General features: G+C 49.5%; 17 protein-coding genes. 12 read left to right on the top strand and 5 right to left on the bottom strand.

Annotation, left to right across the window (positions count from 1 at the left end; all coding sequences use genetic code 11):
- Positions 1-28: 28 nt before the first annotated feature.
- The 3 genes from Pan161_RS20375 to Pan161_RS20365 form a co-directional block, all read right to left on the bottom strand.
- On the bottom strand, positions 29-835 hold the full coding sequence (locus Pan161_RS20375) for an MBL fold metallo-hydrolase (protein ID WP_145230303.1): 807 nt from the start codon (positions 833-835) through the stop codon (positions 29-31).
- Between the two features lie 137 nt (positions 836-972).
- Positions 973-1,587, bottom strand: coding sequence for a superoxide dismutase family protein (locus Pan161_RS20370; protein WP_232103352.1), 615 nt, complete (start codon positions 1,585-1,587; stop codon positions 973-975).
- Positions 1,588-1,773: 186 nt separating this feature from the next.
- Positions 1,774-2,727: an NAD(P)-dependent alcohol dehydrogenase gene (locus Pan161_RS20365; protein WP_145230301.1), complete on the bottom strand. Its 954-nt coding sequence runs from the start codon at positions 2,725-2,727 to the stop codon at positions 1,774-1,776.
- Positions 2,728-3,447: 720 nt separating this feature from the next.
- Between Pan161_RS20365 and Pan161_RS20360 the strand changes: the two genes are divergently transcribed.
- The 12 genes from Pan161_RS20360 to Pan161_RS20305 all read left to right on the top strand — a co-directional run bounded on the left by Pan161_RS20360 (position 3,448) and on the right by Pan161_RS20305 (position 17,605).
- Entirely contained in the window at positions 3,448-3,789 is a 342-nt protein-coding gene (locus Pan161_RS20360; RefSeq protein WP_145230299.1) for a cupin domain-containing protein, read from the top strand.
- Between the two features lie 126 nt (positions 3,790-3,915).
- Entirely contained in the window at positions 3,916-5,172 is a 1,257-nt protein-coding gene (locus Pan161_RS20355; protein WP_145230298.1) for an efflux RND transporter periplasmic adaptor subunit, read from the top strand.
- Positions 5,169-8,231, top strand: a complete 3,063-nt coding sequence (locus Pan161_RS20350; RefSeq protein ID WP_145230296.1) for an efflux RND transporter permease subunit — start codon at positions 5,169-5,171, stop codon at positions 8,229-8,231. The genes Pan161_RS20355 and Pan161_RS20350 overlap by 4 nt, the downstream gene beginning before the upstream one ends.
- A gap of 590 nt (positions 8,232-8,821) precedes the next feature.
- Complete coding sequence (locus tag Pan161_RS20345) at positions 8,822-9,334, top strand: ferritin-like domain-containing protein (protein ID WP_145230294.1); 513 nt, start codon at positions 8,822-8,824, stop codon at positions 9,332-9,334.
- 177 nt (positions 9,335-9,511) lie between these two features.
- Positions 9,512-10,105, top strand: a complete 594-nt coding sequence (locus Pan161_RS20340) for a superoxide dismutase family protein (protein WP_145230292.1) — start codon at positions 9,512-9,514, stop codon at positions 10,103-10,105.
- 213 nt (positions 10,106-10,318) lie between these two features.
- Complete coding sequence (gene coxB / locus Pan161_RS20335; protein WP_232103350.1) at positions 10,319-11,329, top strand: cytochrome c oxidase subunit II; 1,011 nt, start codon at positions 10,319-10,321, stop codon at positions 11,327-11,329.
- Positions 11,330-11,340: 11 nt separating this feature from the next.
- Positions 11,341-13,881 (top strand): cytochrome c oxidase subunit I, encoded by a 2,541-nt coding sequence (gene ctaD, locus Pan161_RS20330; protein ID WP_197995435.1) that lies wholly within the window; start codon positions 11,341-11,343, stop codon positions 13,879-13,881.
- A complete protein-coding gene (locus Pan161_RS20325; RefSeq protein ID WP_232103348.1) occupies positions 13,878-14,288 on the top strand; it encodes a hypothetical protein in 411 nt (136 codons plus the stop codon). Before ctaD ends, Pan161_RS20325 begins: the two co-directional genes overlap by 4 nt.
- Positions 14,289-14,341: 53 nt before the next feature.
- The gene (locus tag Pan161_RS20320; protein ID WP_145232780.1) at positions 14,342-15,004 is read left to right on the top strand and encodes a cytochrome c oxidase assembly protein; all 663 of its coding nucleotides are present in this window, start codon (positions 14,342-14,344) and stop codon (positions 15,002-15,004) included.
- Complete coding sequence (locus Pan161_RS20315; RefSeq protein ID WP_145230290.1) at positions 15,001-16,137, top strand: c-type cytochrome; 1,137 nt, start codon at positions 15,001-15,003, stop codon at positions 16,135-16,137. The genes Pan161_RS20320 and Pan161_RS20315 overlap by 4 nt, the downstream gene beginning before the upstream one ends.
- 266 nt (positions 16,138-16,403) lie before the next feature.
- Positions 16,404-17,279, top strand: coding sequence for an SDR family oxidoreductase (locus Pan161_RS20310; RefSeq protein WP_145230288.1), 876 nt, complete (start codon positions 16,404-16,406; stop codon positions 17,277-17,279).
- A 71-nt stretch (positions 17,280-17,350) separates the two neighbouring features.
- Positions 17,351-17,605 carry a DUF7218 family protein gene (locus Pan161_RS20305; RefSeq protein WP_145230286.1) on the top strand — a complete coding sequence of 85 codons (255 nt, stop codon included), beginning with the start codon at positions 17,351-17,353 and terminating at the stop codon, positions 17,603-17,605.
- Positions 17,606-17,767: 162 nt separating this feature from the next.
- Here Pan161_RS20305 and Pan161_RS20300 read toward each other — a convergent pair whose 3' ends face one another.
- Together Pan161_RS20300 and Pan161_RS20295 are read right to left on the bottom strand one after the other, a co-directional pair.
- The gene (locus tag Pan161_RS20300) at positions 17,768-18,790 is read right to left on the bottom strand and encodes an SDR family NAD(P)-dependent oxidoreductase (RefSeq protein ID WP_145230284.1); all 1,023 of its coding nucleotides are present in this window, start codon (positions 18,788-18,790) and stop codon (positions 17,768-17,770) included.
- A complete protein-coding gene (locus Pan161_RS20295) occupies positions 18,787-19,956 on the bottom strand; it encodes a zinc-dependent alcohol dehydrogenase (RefSeq protein WP_145230282.1) in 1,170 nt (389 codons plus the stop codon). Before Pan161_RS20295 ends, Pan161_RS20300 begins: the two co-directional genes overlap by 4 nt.
- Positions 19,957-20,012: the final 56 nt, after the last annotated feature.

Below are 20,012 nucleotides of genomic sequence, written 5' to 3'. Positions count from 1 at the left end.
TCCATGTTTTTGATTGCCTGACCGAATCTCATTCTTGCAGGTGTTGGATGTAACGCCTGGCGGAGCGGTCAACGGCGGCTTTCGCATCGCTTGAAACCGATTTCCCCCACCACGCTCCATAAATCCGATCAAATTCGAAAGGCTCTACGCAGTCGCATATCTTCTGTACTTTCGAAACAGAGAGCGGAATCAGATTGGGGTAACTGTACATGAAACTGACCCAGCGACGGTCTTGTACGACATGGATGATATCCCCACTCAACAGAACGCCTTTCCCACCAGCTCCCGCTGACCAGTGTAAAACAGTTCCGCCTTCGAAATGTCCGCCGCAGCGAATGAGCGTCAGACCAGCGCCGATATTTTTCTGGTCTCCCTCCCAGAACTCAATCGCCGAACCTGACCGCATGACCCATTTACAATCTGCATGATGGAGAAAGACAGGGCATTCAAAAGTCTCGGCCCATTCGATCATGCATGTATAATAGTGTGGATGACTGATGGCGATGGCAGAGAGCCCGCCGATCCCGTTCAGCATTTCGACCAGGCTGTCATCCAGCAGGGAAATGCAATCCCAGAGCACATTTCCTTCGGGATGCGTAATGAGTAAGCCGCGTTGGCCGATGGCAAAAGAAGGTTCCATGCCAATGCCAAACAGCCCCGCCTCTTCCTGCCGAATCACATTTCGATGCGATTTTGCCAGTTTGTAGGAGGTCGTCCAGTTCTGGCCATCCCAGGCAACAAACTCCCGTTCTTCAAGACAGATCGTGCATTCTTCTGGAGGTTGAACTGTTTCTGCGAACTGTGTGCCACAATTTGTGCAGATATAATGAGGCATATTTCTTTTCTTCTCGCTCAACCCACAGAATCAACCACAGGTAATCCAGAAACGGACCAGCTTCCTGGCAGGTCAACGATCTGCCAGGGCCGTAAATTGCTTTGAGATTAAAACGGAACGATGGCTCGATTCAATAATCAATCCGTTTTTTCTTCGATGATGTCACCAAAGGCCACCCGGTCGCCAGCATCACCTGAAGGTTGGGTAAACTGATCTTCCCCGGCATGTACAACAATCGAACGACCAATAATTGAGTTCTCTCCATTCAATTGGATCACTTCATCAACGATATCCACTTTAGCCAGACCGTCAGCATTGGCTTCGATATTGCCCAGGTCACCCACGTGACGTTCTGAATCGGTGGGCTTGCCATGTGGCTTATCCGTAGGGTTGAAGTGGCCTCCCGCTGATTTACCGGTTTCTTTATCAGACAGGTCCCCTTTCTCATGAACGTGAAATCCATGTTTCCCTGGTTTCAAACCTGTAATTTCTCCCTCAACATGTATGTTGTTTCCTTCCCTGGTGAAATGAATGATCCCTGAAACCTGGCTGTCACCAATGGGTTGGAGTTTGCAGACTGCTTTCGTAACAGTCTCCGTTTCATCTGCAGCCTGAGGTGTCAGTTGGCCTGGCTCTCCCATTTCAGTCTGCGTCTGATTATTTTCTGCCGGTTCATTCGGCCTGTTTTCCTGCTGAGTGCAACCTACCGTAAATAGGACAAGCAGCATTAAAGGAAGTGAGTGATGTAACATGTGATTCTCCTTGCGCTCATAGTGAGATGGACGACCATTTCAATAAAAAAAGTCGACATTGATTTGATCTGGTGGTCTGATAAATCATCTGACCGTTTCTAACTCAAAAAAATATTCGCAAAAACTATGCCGAACCAGCCAGGAACTTTCAGCTGGCGATCAGCTTGCCATGGATCTCAAACATTTTCAGTCAGCGTTAAAGAGATCTGGCTTTAGAACCAGCTTGCCGCAGAAGCCTCCTTCTTCGATCATTTGATGTGCTTTTACAGCATCACTGAATGAAATAGTGTCTGCCAGCGTGACAACCAGTAGTTTTTCTGACCAGAGCCGAACAAGTTCTGTAAGATCTTCTTTTTTCGGATGTGCCAACATGACATGGCTCTGTTCTGACTGTGGCCAGGTAAGAACAGAAATGGCCAAACCGCGAAAGCTGGGCTCAGTTGTGACGTACTGTCCAGTTCGAGCGAGGGAGTCTTTTACCTGAGAGAAGGACCGCTTTCCTGCGACATCGAAGATGATTTCCCATTTTTGTGAGGAATCAGTAAAGTCTTCCCGTTTATAATCAAAGAAATGCGAGGCACCCAGTGAGCGGACAAAGTCTTCATGCCGGGTGCTGGCAACTGCGGTTACCTCAGCTCCATAAGCGACTGCAATTTGAACGGCAAACGCGCCGACACCTCCACTGGCACCATTGATGAGGACGCGATCACGAGGCTTGAGATGACCAAAATCTCGAAGTGACTGTAATGCCGTTGAACCAGCTAATGGGATAGCTGCTGCCTGTGTAAATGAAAGGGCATCCGGAATTTTGACAACGCACTGTGCCGAACAGCCAGCATACTCAGCGTAAGCACCACCATAAATATTATCCAGGAACGCGAGAACGCGGTCGCCTGGTTCGATATCACTTGCAGGATCTGACGCTTTGACGATCCCCGCAACATCATAGCCTGGGACTCTGGGAAAGCCTCCCGGCAGCAACCATTTCATTTCGCCCTGACGCAATCTTGCATCAATGGGATTGACACCAGCTGCAGCGACCTGAATCAGTACTTCGTGTTTATCAGGATCAGGTCTGTTGATCTGGGATAGTTCTAAAACCCGGGGCGATCCGTATTCATTGAATGTGACTGCTTTCATATTTTCGCCCTGCTGAAATTAACCATTGCTTAAAACTTCCGACCGATTCCTTTCACGCAATCAACAGCATTCCTGTTTTAACAGGATAATGTTTGCATATCGCATTCCTATTTCATCAATTCTGAGAAAATGATTGTTGTGTCACGGTTAGAATCATCCATAAACGAACCATTATTTTCTTTTGAAAAGACAGAAAGACGTGGCAGAGCATGAGGGGGACTAGTGAAGTATGACTGATCATTGATTGAACAATATGAACGCTCAGCAACCATATTGATGATTGAACCTGGCTTGTCAGGCAGTAATCAGATTTGCGATCTCGAATCAATTACTGAGCGATATCCCTGTTGAATGTCAGTTTCTTCCCAGCGAATAGGGAGCCAGGCTGTATTGATAAGGAAGTGTGGAATGAGACATTCAGTCGAACACCACTTCGGATATCAAGCCAAGCGGCATGCGATTTGCGAAACAATTTCATCATTCAAAATAATAGATGCTGCCAATCGAAGATCAGGTGCGTCAGAAATGATGTGGTTGCCCCAACCCGATGAAGGAAGGCTTTCCGCACCTTCGTCTCCTGGAGGGATTGTCTGGTGTCATACCAGATGGGTGACATGTCATGTCAGGCAGCATCTATTATTTATTTCAATCAGTTGCTTCGATCTTGTTTTACTTCATAGTCACAATTTTTGTATTTCGTCTCAACGTCGGGAGATATTGATGAATGATACGAGCATCAAGAAAGTCGATTCCACTCATTCACCGCTGGGGTCAATGGGACAGAAATATCTTGCCTCTGGTGTGACCGTCTCGATGCGGCTCTGGGAAGAAGATTCCACTCAACCGGATCCTCAGCCAATGTGCCGCGATTACGAAGTGGTTGGCTATGTGATCAAAGGGAGTGCCGAACTGGAAATCGATGATCAGAAGATTATTCTGAAAGCTGGTGACAGCTGGGTTGTTCCCAGAGAAGCCGTCCACCGCTACCGCATTCTGGAACCACTGGTTGCGGTGGAAGCAACTGCCCCACCAGCCCATATCCACGAACGGGATAAGAAATAAAACCAGACGTGCTCCTGTTGTCTCAGCCTGGTTATTAAACAGGGGGAATGGGATCCAGCTTTATTTTCATTTTTCAGAACGGGAGTTGAGATATCTTATAGCGGGGCTAATGGAAGTGGAGAATCAATGGATTCATCAACTCAGGTTTCGGGGCCAGAGCAGACAGCAGCTGCAAAAACCAGGAAGAGGAAAACCGCTCTTTTTACCAGTATCTTTCTCGTGATCCTGTTTGTGGCAGCAGTCTCAACCAGCTATTGGTATTTCACCGCGAAAGGCAAAAAATCGAAAGGCCCCCGCAGACCCCCGGCGACTGTGACCGTTGCTCAGGCGGAGCAACAGACGTGGCAGAAAGAGCGGACCGGCATCGGCACTATCCGTGCGATTCAAGGGACAGATCTGACCAGCGAACTGGCTGGAAAAGTCATTGAAATTCTATTCGAATCGGGAAAACGGGTCCGACGGGGGGAACTGCTGGTACAGTTGGACGCTTCGAGCGAAAAGGCAGAACTCGAATCCATCGAAGCCGAGCTGAAACAGGCGCATTCGAATCTCGCGCGGGCGAAAGAATTGCTGCAGAAAGATGCGACGACCGAAGAGAATTACGAACAGTTGATGACCGAAGTGGAGCGACTGAAATCATCTGCTGACCGTCAGCGCGCGATTATCGAAAAAAAGGAAATTCTGGCGCCCTTCAGTGGTGAAATCGGCATCCGTCAAATCAGTCTGGGTCAATATCTCTCGCCGGAAACTGCAGTTGCCACTTTACAGCAGCTTGATCCGATTTATGTGGACTTCGATCTGCCCGAACAGGATGCCGGGCTCATCAAGGAGGGGCAGTCTGTCCGGATCTTAGTCAGTGCCCATCCCAAGCATATTTTTCGGGGGACAGTCATAGCCACCAATCCTCTTATCGAAGAGTCGACGCGCAGCTTCAAAGTTCGGGCACAGCTGGGAAATGAAGAGCGTAAATTACAACCAGGGATGTTTGCGCAAGTGGTCGTCGAGATCTCAGGCGATCGCGAAGTGGTTGTGATTCCGCAGACTGCTGTCGCATTTAATGCGTACGGTAAGTCCGTTTATTTTGTGCAGGAACAGGAATCGAAGCAGGAAGCCAACGCTTCGGAACGTCCCACAGAGAAAATTGACAATACCGGAGATTCGTCTGGAAAAAACAGAAGTAATCAAAAAACCTCTCTGATAGCCAGGCGCGCATTCATTCAGACCGGGGAACGTCGGGGAAAGCTGATTGAAATCCGAAAAGGGATCGAGCCAGGTGCACGCGTTGTAACTTCCGGCCAGCTGAAAATCGATGATGGCAGCCCTGTCCAGATCTCCGAAACCGACGCTGCTCGCGATGTGGAAGCGAGGGCGACCAGGCCATGAATATTTTTGATCGGTTTATTGAACGTCCTGTGCTGGCTACTGTCATTGGCCTGGTAATCCTGCTGCTGGGAGTACAGGCGCTGACCTCTCTGACGGTGCGGCAATATCCGGAAACCACTTCCTCAACAATTCGAGTTGTCACCCCCTACATCGGGGCGAACGCTGAGCTGGTGCAGGGCTTTATCACGACTCCTCTTGAGCAGACGATAGCCACTGCAGAAGGTATTGAATACCTGGAGAGCAGCAGTACGTTGGGAACCAGTACAATCACGGCACGCCTGGAGTTGGGGTATGATCCGAATGCTGCGGTTGCTGAAATATTGACTAAAATACAACAGGTGCGAAATCGCCTGCCTGAAGGTTCGGAAGACTCAATCGTTACCATCAGCAGAGGTAGCGATCAGGCCGCCATGTATATGGCATTCTTCAGCGAGGTCCTCAAAGCAAGTGAGATTACCGATTATCTGACCCGTGCTGTCCGCCCGCGACTGGAGACTGTTCCCGGCGTTCAGCAGGCACAGGTGATTGGTGCTCAGAATATCGCGATGCGGATCTGGCTTGATCCCGGGAAAATGGCTTCCTTTAAGGTGACTCCCAGTCAAGTCCGTCGTTCGATCGCTGAAAGTAATTTTCTCTCCGCCATCGGAGAAACCAAAGGCTCGCTGATTTCCATTCCCTTGAAAGCAGATACGAACCTGCGTTCGGTAGAAGCCTTTGAAAATCTGGTGATCCGAGAAGAAGGTGACACCATTGTTCGCGTGCGTGATATTGCTCAAGTCGAACTTGGCGCAGAAAGCTATGACAGTTCGGTGATTTTTGAAGGTAAAAATGTAGCCTTCATTGGAGTGCAGGTCGCTCCTGAAGCGAACCTGCTCGATACCATAGCGGGTGTACGGCAACTGATTCCTCAGGTGAAAAAACAGTTACCAGGCGGACTGGAAGGCATCGTTGTATATGACAGCACGGAAGCAGTGGAAGCTTCGATCGATGAAGTCATCCGCTCGCTGATTGAAGCATTGCTGATTGTGACTGTTGTGATTTACCTGTTTCTGGGGGCATTGCGTTCGGCACTGGTTCCGGGGATCGCGATGCCTCTGGCAATCATTGGTGCATTTTTTCTGATGCAGATGCTGGGATATTCTGTCAATCTGCTGACTCTGCTGGCATTAATACTGGCGATAGGAACCGTTGTTGATGACGGGATCGTAATGGTTGAGAACGCCACACGCCATATTGAAGAAGGGGCGACACCTGAAGAGGCAGCGAAAAACACGGTACGCGAATTGACCGGTTCGATTATTGCCATGAATCTGGTTGTGGTGGCCGTTTTTGCTCCTGTAGGACTGATGGGAGGTCTGACGGGCAGTCTGTTTACCGAATTTGCTTATACGGTCGCCGGCGCGACGCTGATTTCAGGTATACTGGCATTAACTGTTTCGCCGATGATGTGTGCCCAGCTGCTTAAAACCGGAATGCAGAAAAGATGGTTGTCCCGCAAAGTCGATCAGGGTTTTCAAGCCCTTTCCCGTGGATATGGAAAAACGCTGGGGCTGGCGCTGGATGCCCGCTGGATTATTCTGGCGGCAGGCATGTGCATGCTCATCAGTCTGTATTTTCTGTTTAGCGCTGCGAATAAAGAACTTTCACCGCCGGAAGACGAGGGCTTCCTGATCGTTTCTGCAAATGCAGATCCGAATATCTCGATCGATCATCTGGAACGCTGGACCGGTGTGCTGGAAAAGAAGGTGAGTCAGATAGAGGGAGTCCAGTATTTTTTTGCGGTGAATGGTGGAGGAGGGAATACTGGTGGAGGGAGCAGTTCCGCCTTTGGAGGTGTCATTTTAGAAGACTGGGAACAACGCGATCCTTCTCAGCTGCAACTGCAGCAGCAGATTCAGATGACTGCTGCTCAAGTGGCAGGCCTGGAAGCGGTGGTCATCGCTCCCCCCACACTCCCCGGCGCGGGAGAAGGTCCTCCGTTGCAGTTTGTGATCAGTTCGATTGATGAGCCGCGGGTCGTGTATGAAACTTCGCAGACCATTCTGAAAAAAGCCCGGGAAAGCGGCTTATTCACTTTCATTCAGTCGGATTTCAAGTTTGATAAGCTGGAACAGAGAATTAAAATCGATCGCGATAAAGCAGCAGCACTCGGTATTAATATCAGTACGTTGGGAGTAGATCTGGCCACCACGTTGAGTGGAGGCTATGTCAATTATTTCAGCTACGATGGCCGCAGCTATCGTGTCATTCCCCAGGTGGCACGCGAGCATCGTTTGCAGACAGACCAACTGCTCGACTATCGAGTGACTAACCGTGGCGGTGATCTGGTTCCACTCTCGCTTTTTGTTTCACTGGAAGATGAAATTCAGCCGCGACAACTGAAACGGTTCAATCAACTCAACTCGGCGACGTTATCAGGCGTCCCTGCTCCCGGTGTATCATTCGATCAACTGATTGAATTTCTGCAGACAACCGTCGAGGAGACTGTCGCGCAGAATGTAGTGACCGACTGGAAAGGTCAGTCCAGGCAGTTTGTTTCTGAAAATACATCTTTGCTGGTAGCATTTGCCCTGGCAATCCTGATGATGTACCTGACTTTGGCGGCCCAGTACGAGAGCTTTCGCGATCCGGCGATCATGTTTGTGAGCATTCCGATGTCATTGGCGGGCGCGATGCTGTTCTTTGCTCTGGGAATTTCCAGTATCAATATCTATACGCAGATCGGTCTGCTGGCATTAATTGGTTCTATTATTCGCCATGGAATTCTACTGGTGGAATTTGCTAATGAAATCCAGCGCGAGGAAGGTCTGGACCGTCGGCAGGCGATTGAAAAAGCAGCTTCGCTGCGATTGCGTTCCATTCTGATGACGACAATCGCCACGCTGGTGGGGCTGTTACCATTGCTGATTGTTTCCGGAGGGCCCGGGGCCGCCAGCCGCTTTGCCATCAGTTTTACCTTAGGCGTAGGGATGGCAATCGGAACGATCTTTACACTCTACATGGTACCGGCTCTGTATACGGTATTCGCAACAAAGCATAGCCGATCATCATTCAATTAAAACCAACCAAATCAACTTAATCTGGCTGCAGGAGATGGCGACAACCAGTTTAGATGCAACGAAAATTCTGAAATACGTCTGTGACAATTTGTCGTATGAAGAAACGTGAGTCTTGTATTCAGTTCCATTTTTCGGTCTCTGGGCGATTAACCTACTGACTGCCCAGCAACCAGAATGGTTTGTGAACTGACGATTATTGAAAAGCGCTTTTTAGATATTGGTGAGAGAATATCATGTCGTTCCGAAACCTTCACCTTCGGCAGAAAATGAAATCATTTCAGGGAAAGGTCAGTCGTTCAATCTGATTGCCTGTTGAACTGTGTCGGTATTCGTGTTTTCAAGCAGCAATGATTAACTTTTTAAAACTGCCTCAGTATGCGCTGCGTAAACCGATGTTGATCGCATAGATCTTACCACTCTTTTCAGATTCACTGCTACCTGATTCGATCGCAAATCAATCTGGCGAAGTGGTATCGAATTCTTTTCTGCGGCATAAAAATTGCGGACATTATCTGAGATTGCCGCAGTGACATTGTGTCATTGTGCTACTTTTTACGGAACGGAATGTTTTAAGATTCAGGAGTATCAAAATGGGTTTATTCACCAGTAAAGAATTTTCCAATTTAGAAGACTTATTTGTTGAGCAGATTCAGGACTTATACGATGCGGAAAATCGGCTCGTCGATGCCTTACCTAAAATGGCTGAGGCCGCTTCCTGCCAGGAACTGAAATCGGCGTTCCAAACGCATCTAGGAGAAACCAAAGAACATGTGAAACGCCTGGAATCTGTTTTCAAAGGGATGGGTGTCGAACCTAAGAGAGAATCCTGTGAAGCCATGAAAGGATTAATCAGCGAAGGCGAAGAGATGGTTAATGCGAAAGGGGATTCCAATGTCAAAGACGCAGCCTTGATCGCCGCGGCTCAACGTGTGGAACACTACGAAATGGCCGGTTATGGATCTGCCCGCAATTTTGCACAGCGCCTGGGAAAAACCAATCTTGCTGGAATTCTGCAGGAAACATTAGATGAAGAAGGTAATGCCGACAAAATTCTGACGCAGATCGCCGAAGAATCGACGAATAAAGCGGCAGCGCGTGCCTGAAATATGAGTTTGGTCTTCCTCACTACCGGCGATGGTAGTGAGGGGGTTTTGTCTGATGGTTGACTCAGATCTTTGCTACTTCAGGTGTCGAATTAGCGGTTGAATCTGGGTTCACTAATAGAATCTGGAGTGATAACAGAGGATGCTATCACTAAAAGCAAGTAAAGGACTTGAACCATGAAAACCCAAGTATTCTATCTGCTATCTGCTGTCATTCCTGTTGCGACTACACTGGTGTCTACGGTCAAATCTGACCAGAAAGAGATAGAGCTAAAAACAACCAAGGCCGTGGTAGTGGTGATGCCGACCAAAGATTTCAGTGCCACAGGCCTGGTTCAATTGCAGCAGAGCAAAGGAGTCGTGCATCTGACAGGAAAAATCGAAGGACTTACTCCCGGCAAGCATGGGTTTCACATCCATCAGTTTGGTGATCTCAGTGCGGTCGACGGCAGCTCAGCCGGGGGCCATTATGCTCCAGAAGGTCATCAACATGGGAAACCAGGCAAAGGTCAGCATCATGCCGGGGACCTGGGGAATATTACCGCAGATCATAACGGAGTCGCTGTGATCGATATGCGATCTGAAGACTTCAAACTCTCAGACGTAATTGGCAGGTCGATCGTTGTCCATGCCGGCGCTGATGATCTTGCCAGTCAGCCATCTGGAGATTCAGGTCCTCGAGCCGGTTTAGGAGTCATTGGAATTGCCAAATCAGCCCCGAAAGTCACAGCTGAATTGCCTGTTTCGCCCCGAAGTGCCAGCAGACATTAAACGAAATCGCATGCGAGAGAAACAATAGATCAATCAAAAATATCTCTTTCGGGCCCGGCCAGATGCCGTTCTGTAAACGCGGAAAGGCTGGCTTCACAATCTGGCCGGGCCTTAATATGAAAGAGACCATTTCTAACTATATTCCTGAATTGCAGATGAATCTGACGATCCTGTAATGCATAAGATTAAATCGAACGTCTCTGACCTGCCAGAATGAAAGTAATTGAAATGCCTGCTGAAGGTGATGCTGTCAAGGCTAAGCTGATCTGCGCAGGTGTTCTGATTTCTGGTTGTTCCAGTTCGCAATCAGCATTGAATCCTGCAGGGGCAGGTGCCGAACAGATTGCCAGACTGTTCTGGTGGATGGCCGGGGGGGCAACAATCATCTGGTTAGTCATGGTCGCTTTGTCGATCTATGCACTGCATCTGAATCCCGTTGCCCATCATCGTCAGAAATCCGCCCTGTTTATTATCGGGGGAGGCGCAATAGCCCCCACGATCATCCTCACCATACTGTTGATCTATGGATTAAATCTTCTGCCCGCGCTGCTTGCCCGACCTCCGGCAGGGACACTGCAGATCGAGGTTGAGGGATATCAATGGTGGTGGAAAGTGAGTTACCCGGCCCAAAGTGGAAAGCCAGTTGAACTGGCTAATGAAATACGATTACCTCGAGGCGAACCGGTCGAGTTTATCCTCACCAGTAAAGATGTCGTGCATTCATTCTGGATTCCCTCACTGGGCGGGAAAGTCGACATGATCCCCGGCCGTACCACTCGCCTGACATTGCATCCCACGAAGACGGGGCATTTTCGAGGGGCCTGTGCAGAATATTGTGGTGCTTCCCATGCCTACATGAATTTTACGGTGGATGTTGTCGAGAAAGAGGAATTTGATGAGTGGCTGGCGCAGCAGTCTACAGGCAGAATAACGCCGCAATCTGCATCTGTTGAGAGGGGTGAGGCATTATTCCTGCAGACAGGCTGTGGTGCCTGTCATACGATTCGAGGGACAGAGGCTGATGGAAAGATAGGCCCCGATTTGACACATATCGGCAGTCGTAACTCTCTGGGAGCGGATATGTTTCCTAATAATCGAGAAAACCTTCAGAAGTGGATCGCACATGTGTCCGCTTTGAAACCCGGCGTGAAGATGCCCGCATTTCGTGCGCTCAAAGACGATGAATACCAAACTCTGTCAAAATATTTAGAACAGTTGAAGTGAAGCCAGACGATATGGATTCTAAACCAGCCAACCTGATTTCAGAGCAGGATCTTGATTCTGCAGAATACCGTCGACAGTCTGCAGCGCGGTTGTTGAAGGCCTGGGAAACTCCGCGCGGCTGGCGTTACTGGTCGGCAGTCAACAATTCTGAAGTGGGTATGTGGTATACCGTCGCTTCGTTCTGTTTTTTTCTGTTCGGTGGAGTGCTGGCACTGCTGATGCGCATTCAACTTGCTGTGCCAGGAAACACGTTTTTAACCGCCGATCAGTACAATCAGATTTTCACGATGCACGGTTCGGTGATGATGTTTCTGTTTGCCGTCCCCATTTTTGAAGCATTTTCAATCATGATTCTTCCCGAAATGCTGGGAGCCCGCGATTTGCCGTTTCCCCGTTTGTCAGCATACGGCTTCTACAGCTTCGTGATCGGTGGAATCTTCGTTTGTGGTTCATTGTTTTTTGACGCAGCTCCCAAAGGGGGCTGGTTCATGTATCCTCCTCTGACGAGCTCCTTTCAAGATGATATCGGCGCTGATATCTGGTTGCTGGGATTAACTTTTATTGAAATTGCCTCGATTGCAGCTGCGATTGAATTGATTGTCGGCGTCCTCAAGTGTCGTCCGCCCGGTATGAGAATCAATCTGATTCCCCTGTATTGCTGGTACATCCTGGTCGTTGCGGGAATGATTCTGTTTGCTTTTCCGCCATTGATCGCAGGTGACATTCTGCTGGAGATGGAACGTGCCTTTGACTGGCCCTTCTTCGATCCCCAGCGAGGCGGGGATCCGCTGTTGTGGCAGCATCTGTTCTGGATCTTTGGTCATCCGGAAGTTTACATTGTATTCCTGCCTTCAGTGGCCCTGATGGCGATGATGGTGCCGACGTTTGCCAAAACTCCGATGGTCGGTTACAGCTGGGTGGTACTGTCTGCGGTGGGGACCGGATTTCTGAGTTTCGGGTTATGGGTCCATCATATGTTTACCACCGGTCTGCCTGGCATCTCCATCGGCATCTTTTCAGCCGCTTCGCAGGCAGTGGCAATTCCGACCGGAGTGCAACTCTTCTGTTTCCTGGCAACATTGACAGCAGGAAATGTGAAACGGTCTGTTTGTCTGCATTTCATTTTTGCCGGTCTCGCGACATTCATCATCGGCGGATTAACGGGAGTGATGGTGGCGGTGGCACCATTTGATTTTCAGGCACATGACACATTCTTTATCGTCGGTCATTTGCATTACGTCTTGATCGGGGGAACCATCTTTCCGATCATGGCAGGCTTTTACTATTTCTTTCCGCTGGTTAAAGGTAAACAGCTTTCGGAACGGATCGGCAGGATTGTTTTCTGGCTCGTATTGATCGGATTCAACATCACATTTTTTCCGATGCATATCACCGGCTTGCTGGGAATGCCGCGTCGGGTTTTTACTTATCCCGCTGACATGGGCTTTGATACGTTGAACCTGATCTCCAGCCTGGGGTCGATGATTCTCGCTGCCGGTTTCGTGCTCTTTTTATATGATGTGGTTCGACCACGAACAAAGCAGCCGCTTTCTGAACGGAATCCATGGCAGGCGGGTACACTGGAGTGGCTGGCGCAAATGCCGGATCAGCCCTGGGGCGTGCGTACGATTCCCATCATCGAGAGCCGTTATCCGTTATGGGAACAACCCAACTTTGTGCGTGATGTAGATGAAGGCCGGTTTTACCTGCCCGATGCGGTGGAAGGGAAACGGGAGACGCTGGTCACGACGGTAATCGACGCAGAGCCCATCCAATGCCTGCGGGTAGGAGTGCCGACCTTTCTTACATTTTTTGCCGCGTTGTTTACGGGTGGTTTCTTTATTTTCGCGACCTATCACTGGTGGCTGGCTGCGATCATCAGCGGATTGATTGCGATCGGCGTCATTCTAACCTGGGTCTGGACCGGGACTGCTGAAATACCTGAAAAAGAGACCAAGGATGTGGGGCTGGGACTTTCGCTGCCTTTGTATATCTCCGGTCCCAATGCAGTCGGCTGGTGGGCCATGTTTATCACGATGACTGCTGACATCACCGCATTCGTTTCACTGATATTTGGTTATTTCTTTTACTGGACGATTCACGAAGATTTTCCTCCGCAGCCAGTGCAGGGGCCCGGAGTCTTCTGGCCGGTAACGGGAATGGTACTACTGATGATCGCGTATGGGCTGACATGGCTCTCCCGCCATTGGAATCGGGCGGGGTATACCAGTGCCTTTTATCTGTCGCTCTCACTGGCCGTCGTTTTTTCACTGGCAGGTACCTGTGCGCTACTGGCCGGTCCCTGGTTGACCGGCCTTAATCCCACGACACATGTCTACCCGGCAATTGTCTGGGTATTGACGGGCTGGACTGCATTGCATGTGATTCTGGGGGTCATCATGCAGTTGTACTGTCTGGCGAGAAGGGCGGCAGGGAAAATGACAAACCAGTGGGACGCGGACATTGTGAATGTCTCACTGTACTGGCACTTTCTGGCTTTGACCGTGGCCATGACTGTCGGCGTAATCGCAGGATTTCCCAGTGTATCATGAGGAACATCATGGAGCAGCAACATCATCATTCTGAAGAATTTCAAGAAAAACATGAACGAATCTGGTTCATGTTTATTCCACCATTCGTCTGGGCGATTCACCTGCTGGCCTGTTACCTGACCGCTGCGATCTGGTGCGCGAAATATTCCGGTACGACATATAATTTCATCACCGTAAGGGTAGCGATTGGAATTTATACCCTGCTGGCGATTGCCATCATTGGATCCCTTGGCTGGATCGGTTACAGGCGGCATCGACATCTTTCTGAAGACCTGGCATATCATGACGATACTCCACTGGATCGATATCGTTTTCTGGGACTGGCGACCTTTCTGCTTTCTGTTTTGAGTGCCATTGCGACATTGTTCGTAGCGGCTGTAGCTCTGTTTTTCGGGAATTGTAACTGATGAAATCTATTATGACTGCAATGACAAAGACGAATCAACTGGAGGGGATTCATATGGATTATTCTACTTTGCGTTATGGAAAAGTACAGGTCTGGTTGTTACTGCTGGGGTTGCTTAGCCTGGCGGTTGCCTGGTCGGGGCCACTACCCCAACTGGCGCATCATGCATTTTTTGCGCACATGACAATGCACATGCTGGTTGTGGCTGTAGCAGCTCCCTTACTCAGTCTGGCAATCGCCGGCAGTCGTTTTGATCCAGTCATTAAGTATCCTGTATTTTTCGCTCCAATACCGGCATCCGTAGCGGAACTGATTATTGTCTGGGCGTGGCATGCACCGGGCTTGCATCATCTGGCCCGGATGACTTCCTGGGGGCTTGTGGCAGAACAGGGATCGTTTCTGCTGGCGGGGGTCGCGGTCTGGATCTCCGCATTTGGTGGGACCAGTCCGCGCAGTCGTTCCCGCAGTGCCGCGGGAGTGATCGGGCTGCTGTTAACCTCCATGCATATGACTCTCCTGGGGGCTTTGCTGGCGCTGGCACCACGCTCGGTCTATGCGCACCATCAAGGCTTTTCAACCATGTCTGCAATGCAGGATCAGCATCTGGGAGGAGCGATTATGCTGGTGGTGGGGGGCATTGTTTACCTTTCCGGAGGTCTCTGGCTTACGGTGGATTTGTTATGGCTTAAAAGTCAGCGAAAGGAGTTGTCATCATGAAACGACCCTGGAAAATTATGACTGGTCTCATCCTGGTGATTGCCATTGGTGGGATTCTGGTCGTAGTCAGTGGCGTGATTCCTGTGAAAGCCAGTTCAGGACACTGGGAAATTACCAGGTGGTTTCTGAATTTCACCAAAGAACGATCTGTTGCGACGCACAGCACTGGAATCAAAGTTCCTGACCTTGATAATCAGGCGATGATCGTCAAGGGGGCAGGGCATTACGAAGCAGGTTGTCGAATGTGCCACGGAAAACCGGATGGCATACGTCCACGACTGGTATCTCTGATGACTCCCCAGCCTCCGAATTTAAAAACCATCGTTCCGGAACGGAAGCCACAGGAACTTTTCTATGTGGTGAAACACGGGATTAAGATGACCGGAATGCCCGCCTGGCCGGAGTTAAAGCGTGATGATGAAATCTGGCCTGTCGTTGCATTTCTGTTGAAATATCCTGAGCTGGATTTCAATGAATATGATGAACTGGTCTGGGGCCAGCATCAAAAACAGAGTGGTCAATCGATCGATTCAGCCGAGGGAACTTCGTTACCGGTTCCTCATCTGGTAATCGAAGTCTGCGCCGGTTGCCATGGTGTAGACGGACAGGGGAGGAGGCTCGGCGTATTTCCCAGACTGGCAGGTCAGAATGAGGCTTATTTACGGGTTTCTCTGGAAGCCTATCATCAGGACAAACGTATGAGCGGTACGATGGAAGAGCTTGCCAGTAGAATGAATCAGGAAGAGATTCAGGAGGTTTCACGCTATTATTCTCGACTGAAACCATTTCTTTCAAATGAAAGTCAGGGTAGTGATAAAACGAATAACCGCGATGCTCAAGAAGAAGACGCATCGTTCGAACGCGGCGCCCAGATTGCGGCGGAAGGAATTGCAGGCCAGGACGTCCCCGCCTGTGCAGACTGTCATCCTGCGACACGAAAGCCTTTCAAAAATGCTTATCCGGCACTGATTGGACAGTATCAGGATTATCTGGAACTGCAGATCAGACTCTTTCAGAACCGCAGTCGTGGTGGGTCTCAGTCTGCCAATCTGATGCATGCGGCCGTCGATGGATTGAAGCCGGATCAGATTCGCGATGTCTGCTTTTATTACTCTGAACTACCTGAGAGATAAAACGCAGTTTCTCACAATATATTCGTCAGAACCGCTGATTCCTCACCGAGCAGATTGTTCGCAGAGAGAACAGTTTCGGTCTGGCATCTCCCGGGCAAAGAGTGCCTTTTTTCCAGACGCGTTACTGAAGTCTTTTCTCGTCAGGCACTGAAAAATCCTTTCTGGATTGGTACGCGAAGTGCTGTTCTCACTGACTTAAGCACTCTACGAGAAATCATATTGCTCTCATTATTTGACTCGAATCAATAGTAAAAAGGAAACGTATTATGCCCCGCCAACAACCTGCTCCGGAATTTCCTCCACAGGGACTGGAAAAACCTGGAATTGAAGAAGCGATGGATCCACAACCTCATTTTGAGGCTCCCGATTATCGAGCTGCGGATAAGCTGGAGGGTAAGGTGGCTCTGATCACAGGTGGAGATTCTGGAATCGGACGTTCTGTCGCAACGCTGTTTGCCCGCGAAGGCGCCAGTATAGCTCTGGTCTGTCTGGAAGAGGAGCAGCAGGACGCGGAAGCCATTCGCAACTATATTCTAGAGACTGTCGGCAGCGATCAAGTTCTACTGATTTGCGGCGATGTCACTGATGCCTCCTTCTGTAAGTCTGCGGTTGAGCAAACGGTTACTGAGTATGGTCACCTGGATATTCTTGTGAATAATGCCGCCTATCAGCAGCACCAGGATGGGATAGATGACATCAGTGAAGAACAGTGGGACCATACTTTCAAGACGAATATTTATGGATACTTTCACATGGTGCAGGCTGCCTTGAAACACATGAAAGAGGGGGCGAACATTATCAATACGGGTTCGATCACCGGACTGGAGGGCAGTGGTCGCCTGCTGGATTATTCAGCAACTAAAGGGGCCATTCATGCTTTTACCAAGTCCCTGGCCCAGAACCTGGTGGACCGGAAAATTCGAGTGAATTGTGTTGCCCCAGGTCCGGTCTGGACGCCTCTGAATCCCGCGGAACGTTCCGAGGATGAGATAAAGGACTTCGGTAGTGGTACGCCTTATGGGCGGCCCGCACAGCCGGAAGAAATCGCACCAGCTTATGTGTATTTCGCTTCCAATGCAGATTCCAGCTATGTCACCGGAGAAGTTATGACCATCCTGGGAGGGGCGACACGGGCCGGCTGAATTAGTTGAAAACTTAGCAGAGATTTGTTTTTACCGGATTGTATTTCAATGTCAATCTAAAGGAGATAATCATGGTTAAAAGTCATGGTCCCACTATCAAAGATGATGCCCAATATCAGACACTGCGTGAAAAAGGGATGAGTAAGGAAAAGGCGGCACGCATTGCGAATTCTGATCGTCAGACAACAGGAAAACGCGGAGGTAAAGCAGGCAAATACGAAGACTGGACGAAAGAAGAGCTTTATGATAAAGCGAAAGAAGTGGGTATTGAGGGGCGTTCGAAAATGGACAAAAAAGAATTGATTCATGCTCTCAGGAATCACTAAGAAATTCTGTTTCGATATTGTTTATTCTGGATCGCACCACATTTAACTGTAGCGTCTGTCAATCTGAGAAACCCGGTCTAAATGGACTTCTCGACGCTACGGTGAGACTGGACACAGTCTATAAGGGCTGTAACGTAATAATGATGTATTGCTTTGAAGCCTTCAGAGTTCGTTGTTACGTTCAGCGGCTTTCTGAGTTAATTCCGTTAACCAGGACTCAGACCATCTCGACTGACTTTCTGATCCTTGTTTTTTGACCGAGCCAGCGGGACCCGCTGCAGGCAGGATCCGATTGACTACACCCAGCGCATCTGCCATCAGGCCGGGACAGAGCGCGTACAGTTTTTCTGCCAGCTTGATATGCAGGCCCAGGACAACAAATCCGTCATTGTGTTGACAGGCCTTGAGAATCTGCCTGGCAGCTCTTTCTGAACTCATGGAGATCAGAGGCAGTGAATCACTGATTTTAAACAATGCATATTCCGCTTCATGTTGACCTTTAAAATAGGCGTTTTGGGGACTGCCCGTCCGCATCATACCGGGGCAGACCGTTACAACGCCGATCCCCTCTTTTGCCAGTTCACTCCGTAATCCGAGTGAGTAGCCGACAAGGGCGAATTTGCTGGCACTGTAAGGCAGCATGTGAGGCACACTGATGCGACCACCGACTGAGGAGATATTGACTATGCGTCCTGCACCTCGTTTCCGCATTCCGGGTAGAACTGCTTCAATCACATGCAGCGGTCCATAAAAGTGAGTTTGCATCGTTTCCTGGTAGTCTTGTCTTTCCATGGATTCCATGGGACCGACCTGGATGATGCCAGCATTATTCACAACGACATCAATACTGCTGAAATGTCGTTCAATCTGTGTGACCATGTCTTGAACCTGTTCCGGTTGAGTGACATCACAGGTGACACAACTGACGTTCGCGCCTTTTTCAAATAATTCTTTTCCTGCCTGCAGAAGTTTATCTTTGTTGCGACCACATAAAACCAAATTGGCCCCTTCTGCAGCAAACTGACGTGCCAGTACGAGTCCCAGTCCGCGGGAGCCACCCGTGATCAATACGGTGCGGCCAGCCAGATTGAGGCGGGTCATGCGTCGATACAAAGCCCGGCCTGCCAGAGCCAGTCCAAGCCCGGCTGTTGCTAATACAAGTGGTTGCTTAATGTTCGAATTCATGTTTGTAATACTACCTTAATACACTCGTCCTGCTTCTGTTCAAAAATCCGATACATGTCTGCAGCCTGTTCGAGGGAACTGCGGTGTGTAATCAGAAACGAAGGGTCGAGTTCGCCTTCACGAATAAATTCCAGCAATCGTGGTAAATAACGATGCACGTGTGTCTGACCCATCCGCAGCTGTAGTCCTTTTCCAAACGCGGCACCAATGGGAACTTTGTCCAGAAAGCCTCCATAAACGCCGGGGATGGAAATGGTGCCTCCTTTGCGACAGCTATGAATGACCTGTCGCAAGACATGCCCGCGATCTGTTTCCAGCATCAGTTTCTCGGCAGCCAGATCATACCATGCATCAAGAGTGGTGCCGTGTGCTTCACTCCCAACTGCGTCAATACAGGAATCCGGTCCGCGTCCTCCCGTTAATTCCTGGAGCATGGTAAACACGTCTACTTCTTCGTAATTGAGTGTTTTGGCTTTGCAATATTCCCGGGCCAGTTTCAAGCGTTCGGGGAAGCGATCAATGGCAATCACCTTTCCGGCCCCTAATTTATAGGCACTCCAGATGGCAAACAGTCCCACAGGACCACAACCCCAGACTGCGACAGTGTCACCTTCTCTGATCTGACAATTTTCAGCGGCCATATACCCGGTAGGAAAAATATCTGAGAGGAACAGAACCTGCTCATCGGAGAGTCCTTCAGGAACAGTTATCGGCCCCACGTCGGCGAAGGGCACGCGCACATACTCCGCCTGTCCGCCGGCATAGCCTCCCAGCATATGTGAGTACCCGAACAGTCCAGAGGGGGAATGACCGTATAACTTTTCCACCATCCACGCATTGGGATTTGAATTGTCGCAGAGAGACCAGAGATCGTGTTTGCAAAAATAGCAGCCGCCACAGGAAATGGTGAATGGAACCACGACACGATCACCGATCTTAAGATTTGTCACTTCATGACCAACGGCGACGACTTCTCCCATAAACTCATGACCGAGAATATCTCCAGCCTGCATGGTGGGAATTCGTCCCGTATAAAGATGCAGATCAGATCCGCAAATGGCTGTGAGACTTACTTTCACGATCGCGTCACGGGGATTGACAATCTGGGGATCGGGAAACGTTTCCACACGAATGTCTTCTTTTCCATGCCAGGAAACAGCTCTCATGATGATCTCACTTCTATTGAATGGTTAGCGGAAGGGGTAGGCTCCTGTTTAAAACA

This window comes from Gimesia algae (assembly GCF_007746795.1).
In the GTDB taxonomy this organism is placed as follows: domain Bacteria; phylum Planctomycetota; class Planctomycetia; order Planctomycetales; family Planctomycetaceae; genus Gimesia; species Gimesia algae.
Note: the sequence above shows the minus strand (reverse complement) of the source record. Positions and strands in the feature narration are given on the sequence as shown.

Bases quoted from the DNA above. Each gene is read 5' to 3' on its own strand.
- Pan161_RS20375 (WP_145230303.1), bottom strand. From the start codon at position 835: ATGCCTCATTATATCTGCACAAATTGTGGCACACAGTTCGCAGAAACA.
- Pan161_RS20370 (WP_232103352.1), bottom strand. From the start codon at position 1,587: ATGTTACATCACTCACTTCCTTTAATGCTGCTTGTCCTATTTACGGTA.
- Pan161_RS20365 (WP_145230301.1), bottom strand. From the start codon at position 2,727: ATGAAAGCAGTCACATTCAATGAATACGGATCGCCCCGGGTTTTAGAA.
- Pan161_RS20360 (WP_145230299.1), top strand. From the start codon at position 3,448: ATGAATGATACGAGCATCAAGAAAGTCGATTCCACTCATTCACCGCTG.
- Pan161_RS20355 (WP_145230298.1), top strand. From the start codon at position 3,916: ATGGATTCATCAACTCAGGTTTCGGGGCCAGAGCAGACAGCAGCTGCA.
- Pan161_RS20350 (WP_145230296.1), top strand. From the start codon at position 5,169: ATGAATATTTTTGATCGGTTTATTGAACGTCCTGTGCTGGCTACTGTC.
- Pan161_RS20345 (WP_145230294.1), top strand. From the start codon at position 8,822: ATGGGTTTATTCACCAGTAAAGAATTTTCCAATTTAGAAGACTTATTT.
- Pan161_RS20340 (WP_145230292.1), top strand. From the start codon at position 9,512: ATGAAAACCCAAGTATTCTATCTGCTATCTGCTGTCATTCCTGTTGCG.
- coxB (WP_232103350.1), top strand. From the start codon at position 10,319: ATGAAAGTAATTGAAATGCCTGCTGAAGGTGATGCTGTCAAGGCTAAG.
- ctaD (WP_197995435.1), top strand. From the start codon at position 11,341: ATGGATTCTAAACCAGCCAACCTGATTTCAGAGCAGGATCTTGATTCT.
- Pan161_RS20325 (WP_232103348.1), top strand. From the start codon at position 13,878: ATGAGGAACATCATGGAGCAGCAACATCATCATTCTGAAGAATTTCAA.
- Pan161_RS20320 (WP_145232780.1), top strand. From the start codon at position 14,342: ATGGATTATTCTACTTTGCGTTATGGAAAAGTACAGGTCTGGTTGTTA.
- Pan161_RS20315 (WP_145230290.1), top strand. From the start codon at position 15,001: ATGAAACGACCCTGGAAAATTATGACTGGTCTCATCCTGGTGATTGCC.
- Pan161_RS20310 (WP_145230288.1), top strand. From the start codon at position 16,404: ATGCCCCGCCAACAACCTGCTCCGGAATTTCCTCCACAGGGACTGGAA.
- Pan161_RS20305 (WP_145230286.1), top strand. From the start codon at position 17,351: ATGGTTAAAAGTCATGGTCCCACTATCAAAGATGATGCCCAATATCAG.
- Pan161_RS20300 (WP_145230284.1), bottom strand. From the start codon at position 18,790: ATGAATTCGAACATTAAGCAACCACTTGTATTAGCAACAGCCGGGCTT.
- Pan161_RS20295 (WP_145230282.1), bottom strand. From the start codon at position 19,956: ATGAGAGCTGTTTCCTGGCATGGAAAAGAAGACATTCGTGTGGAAACG.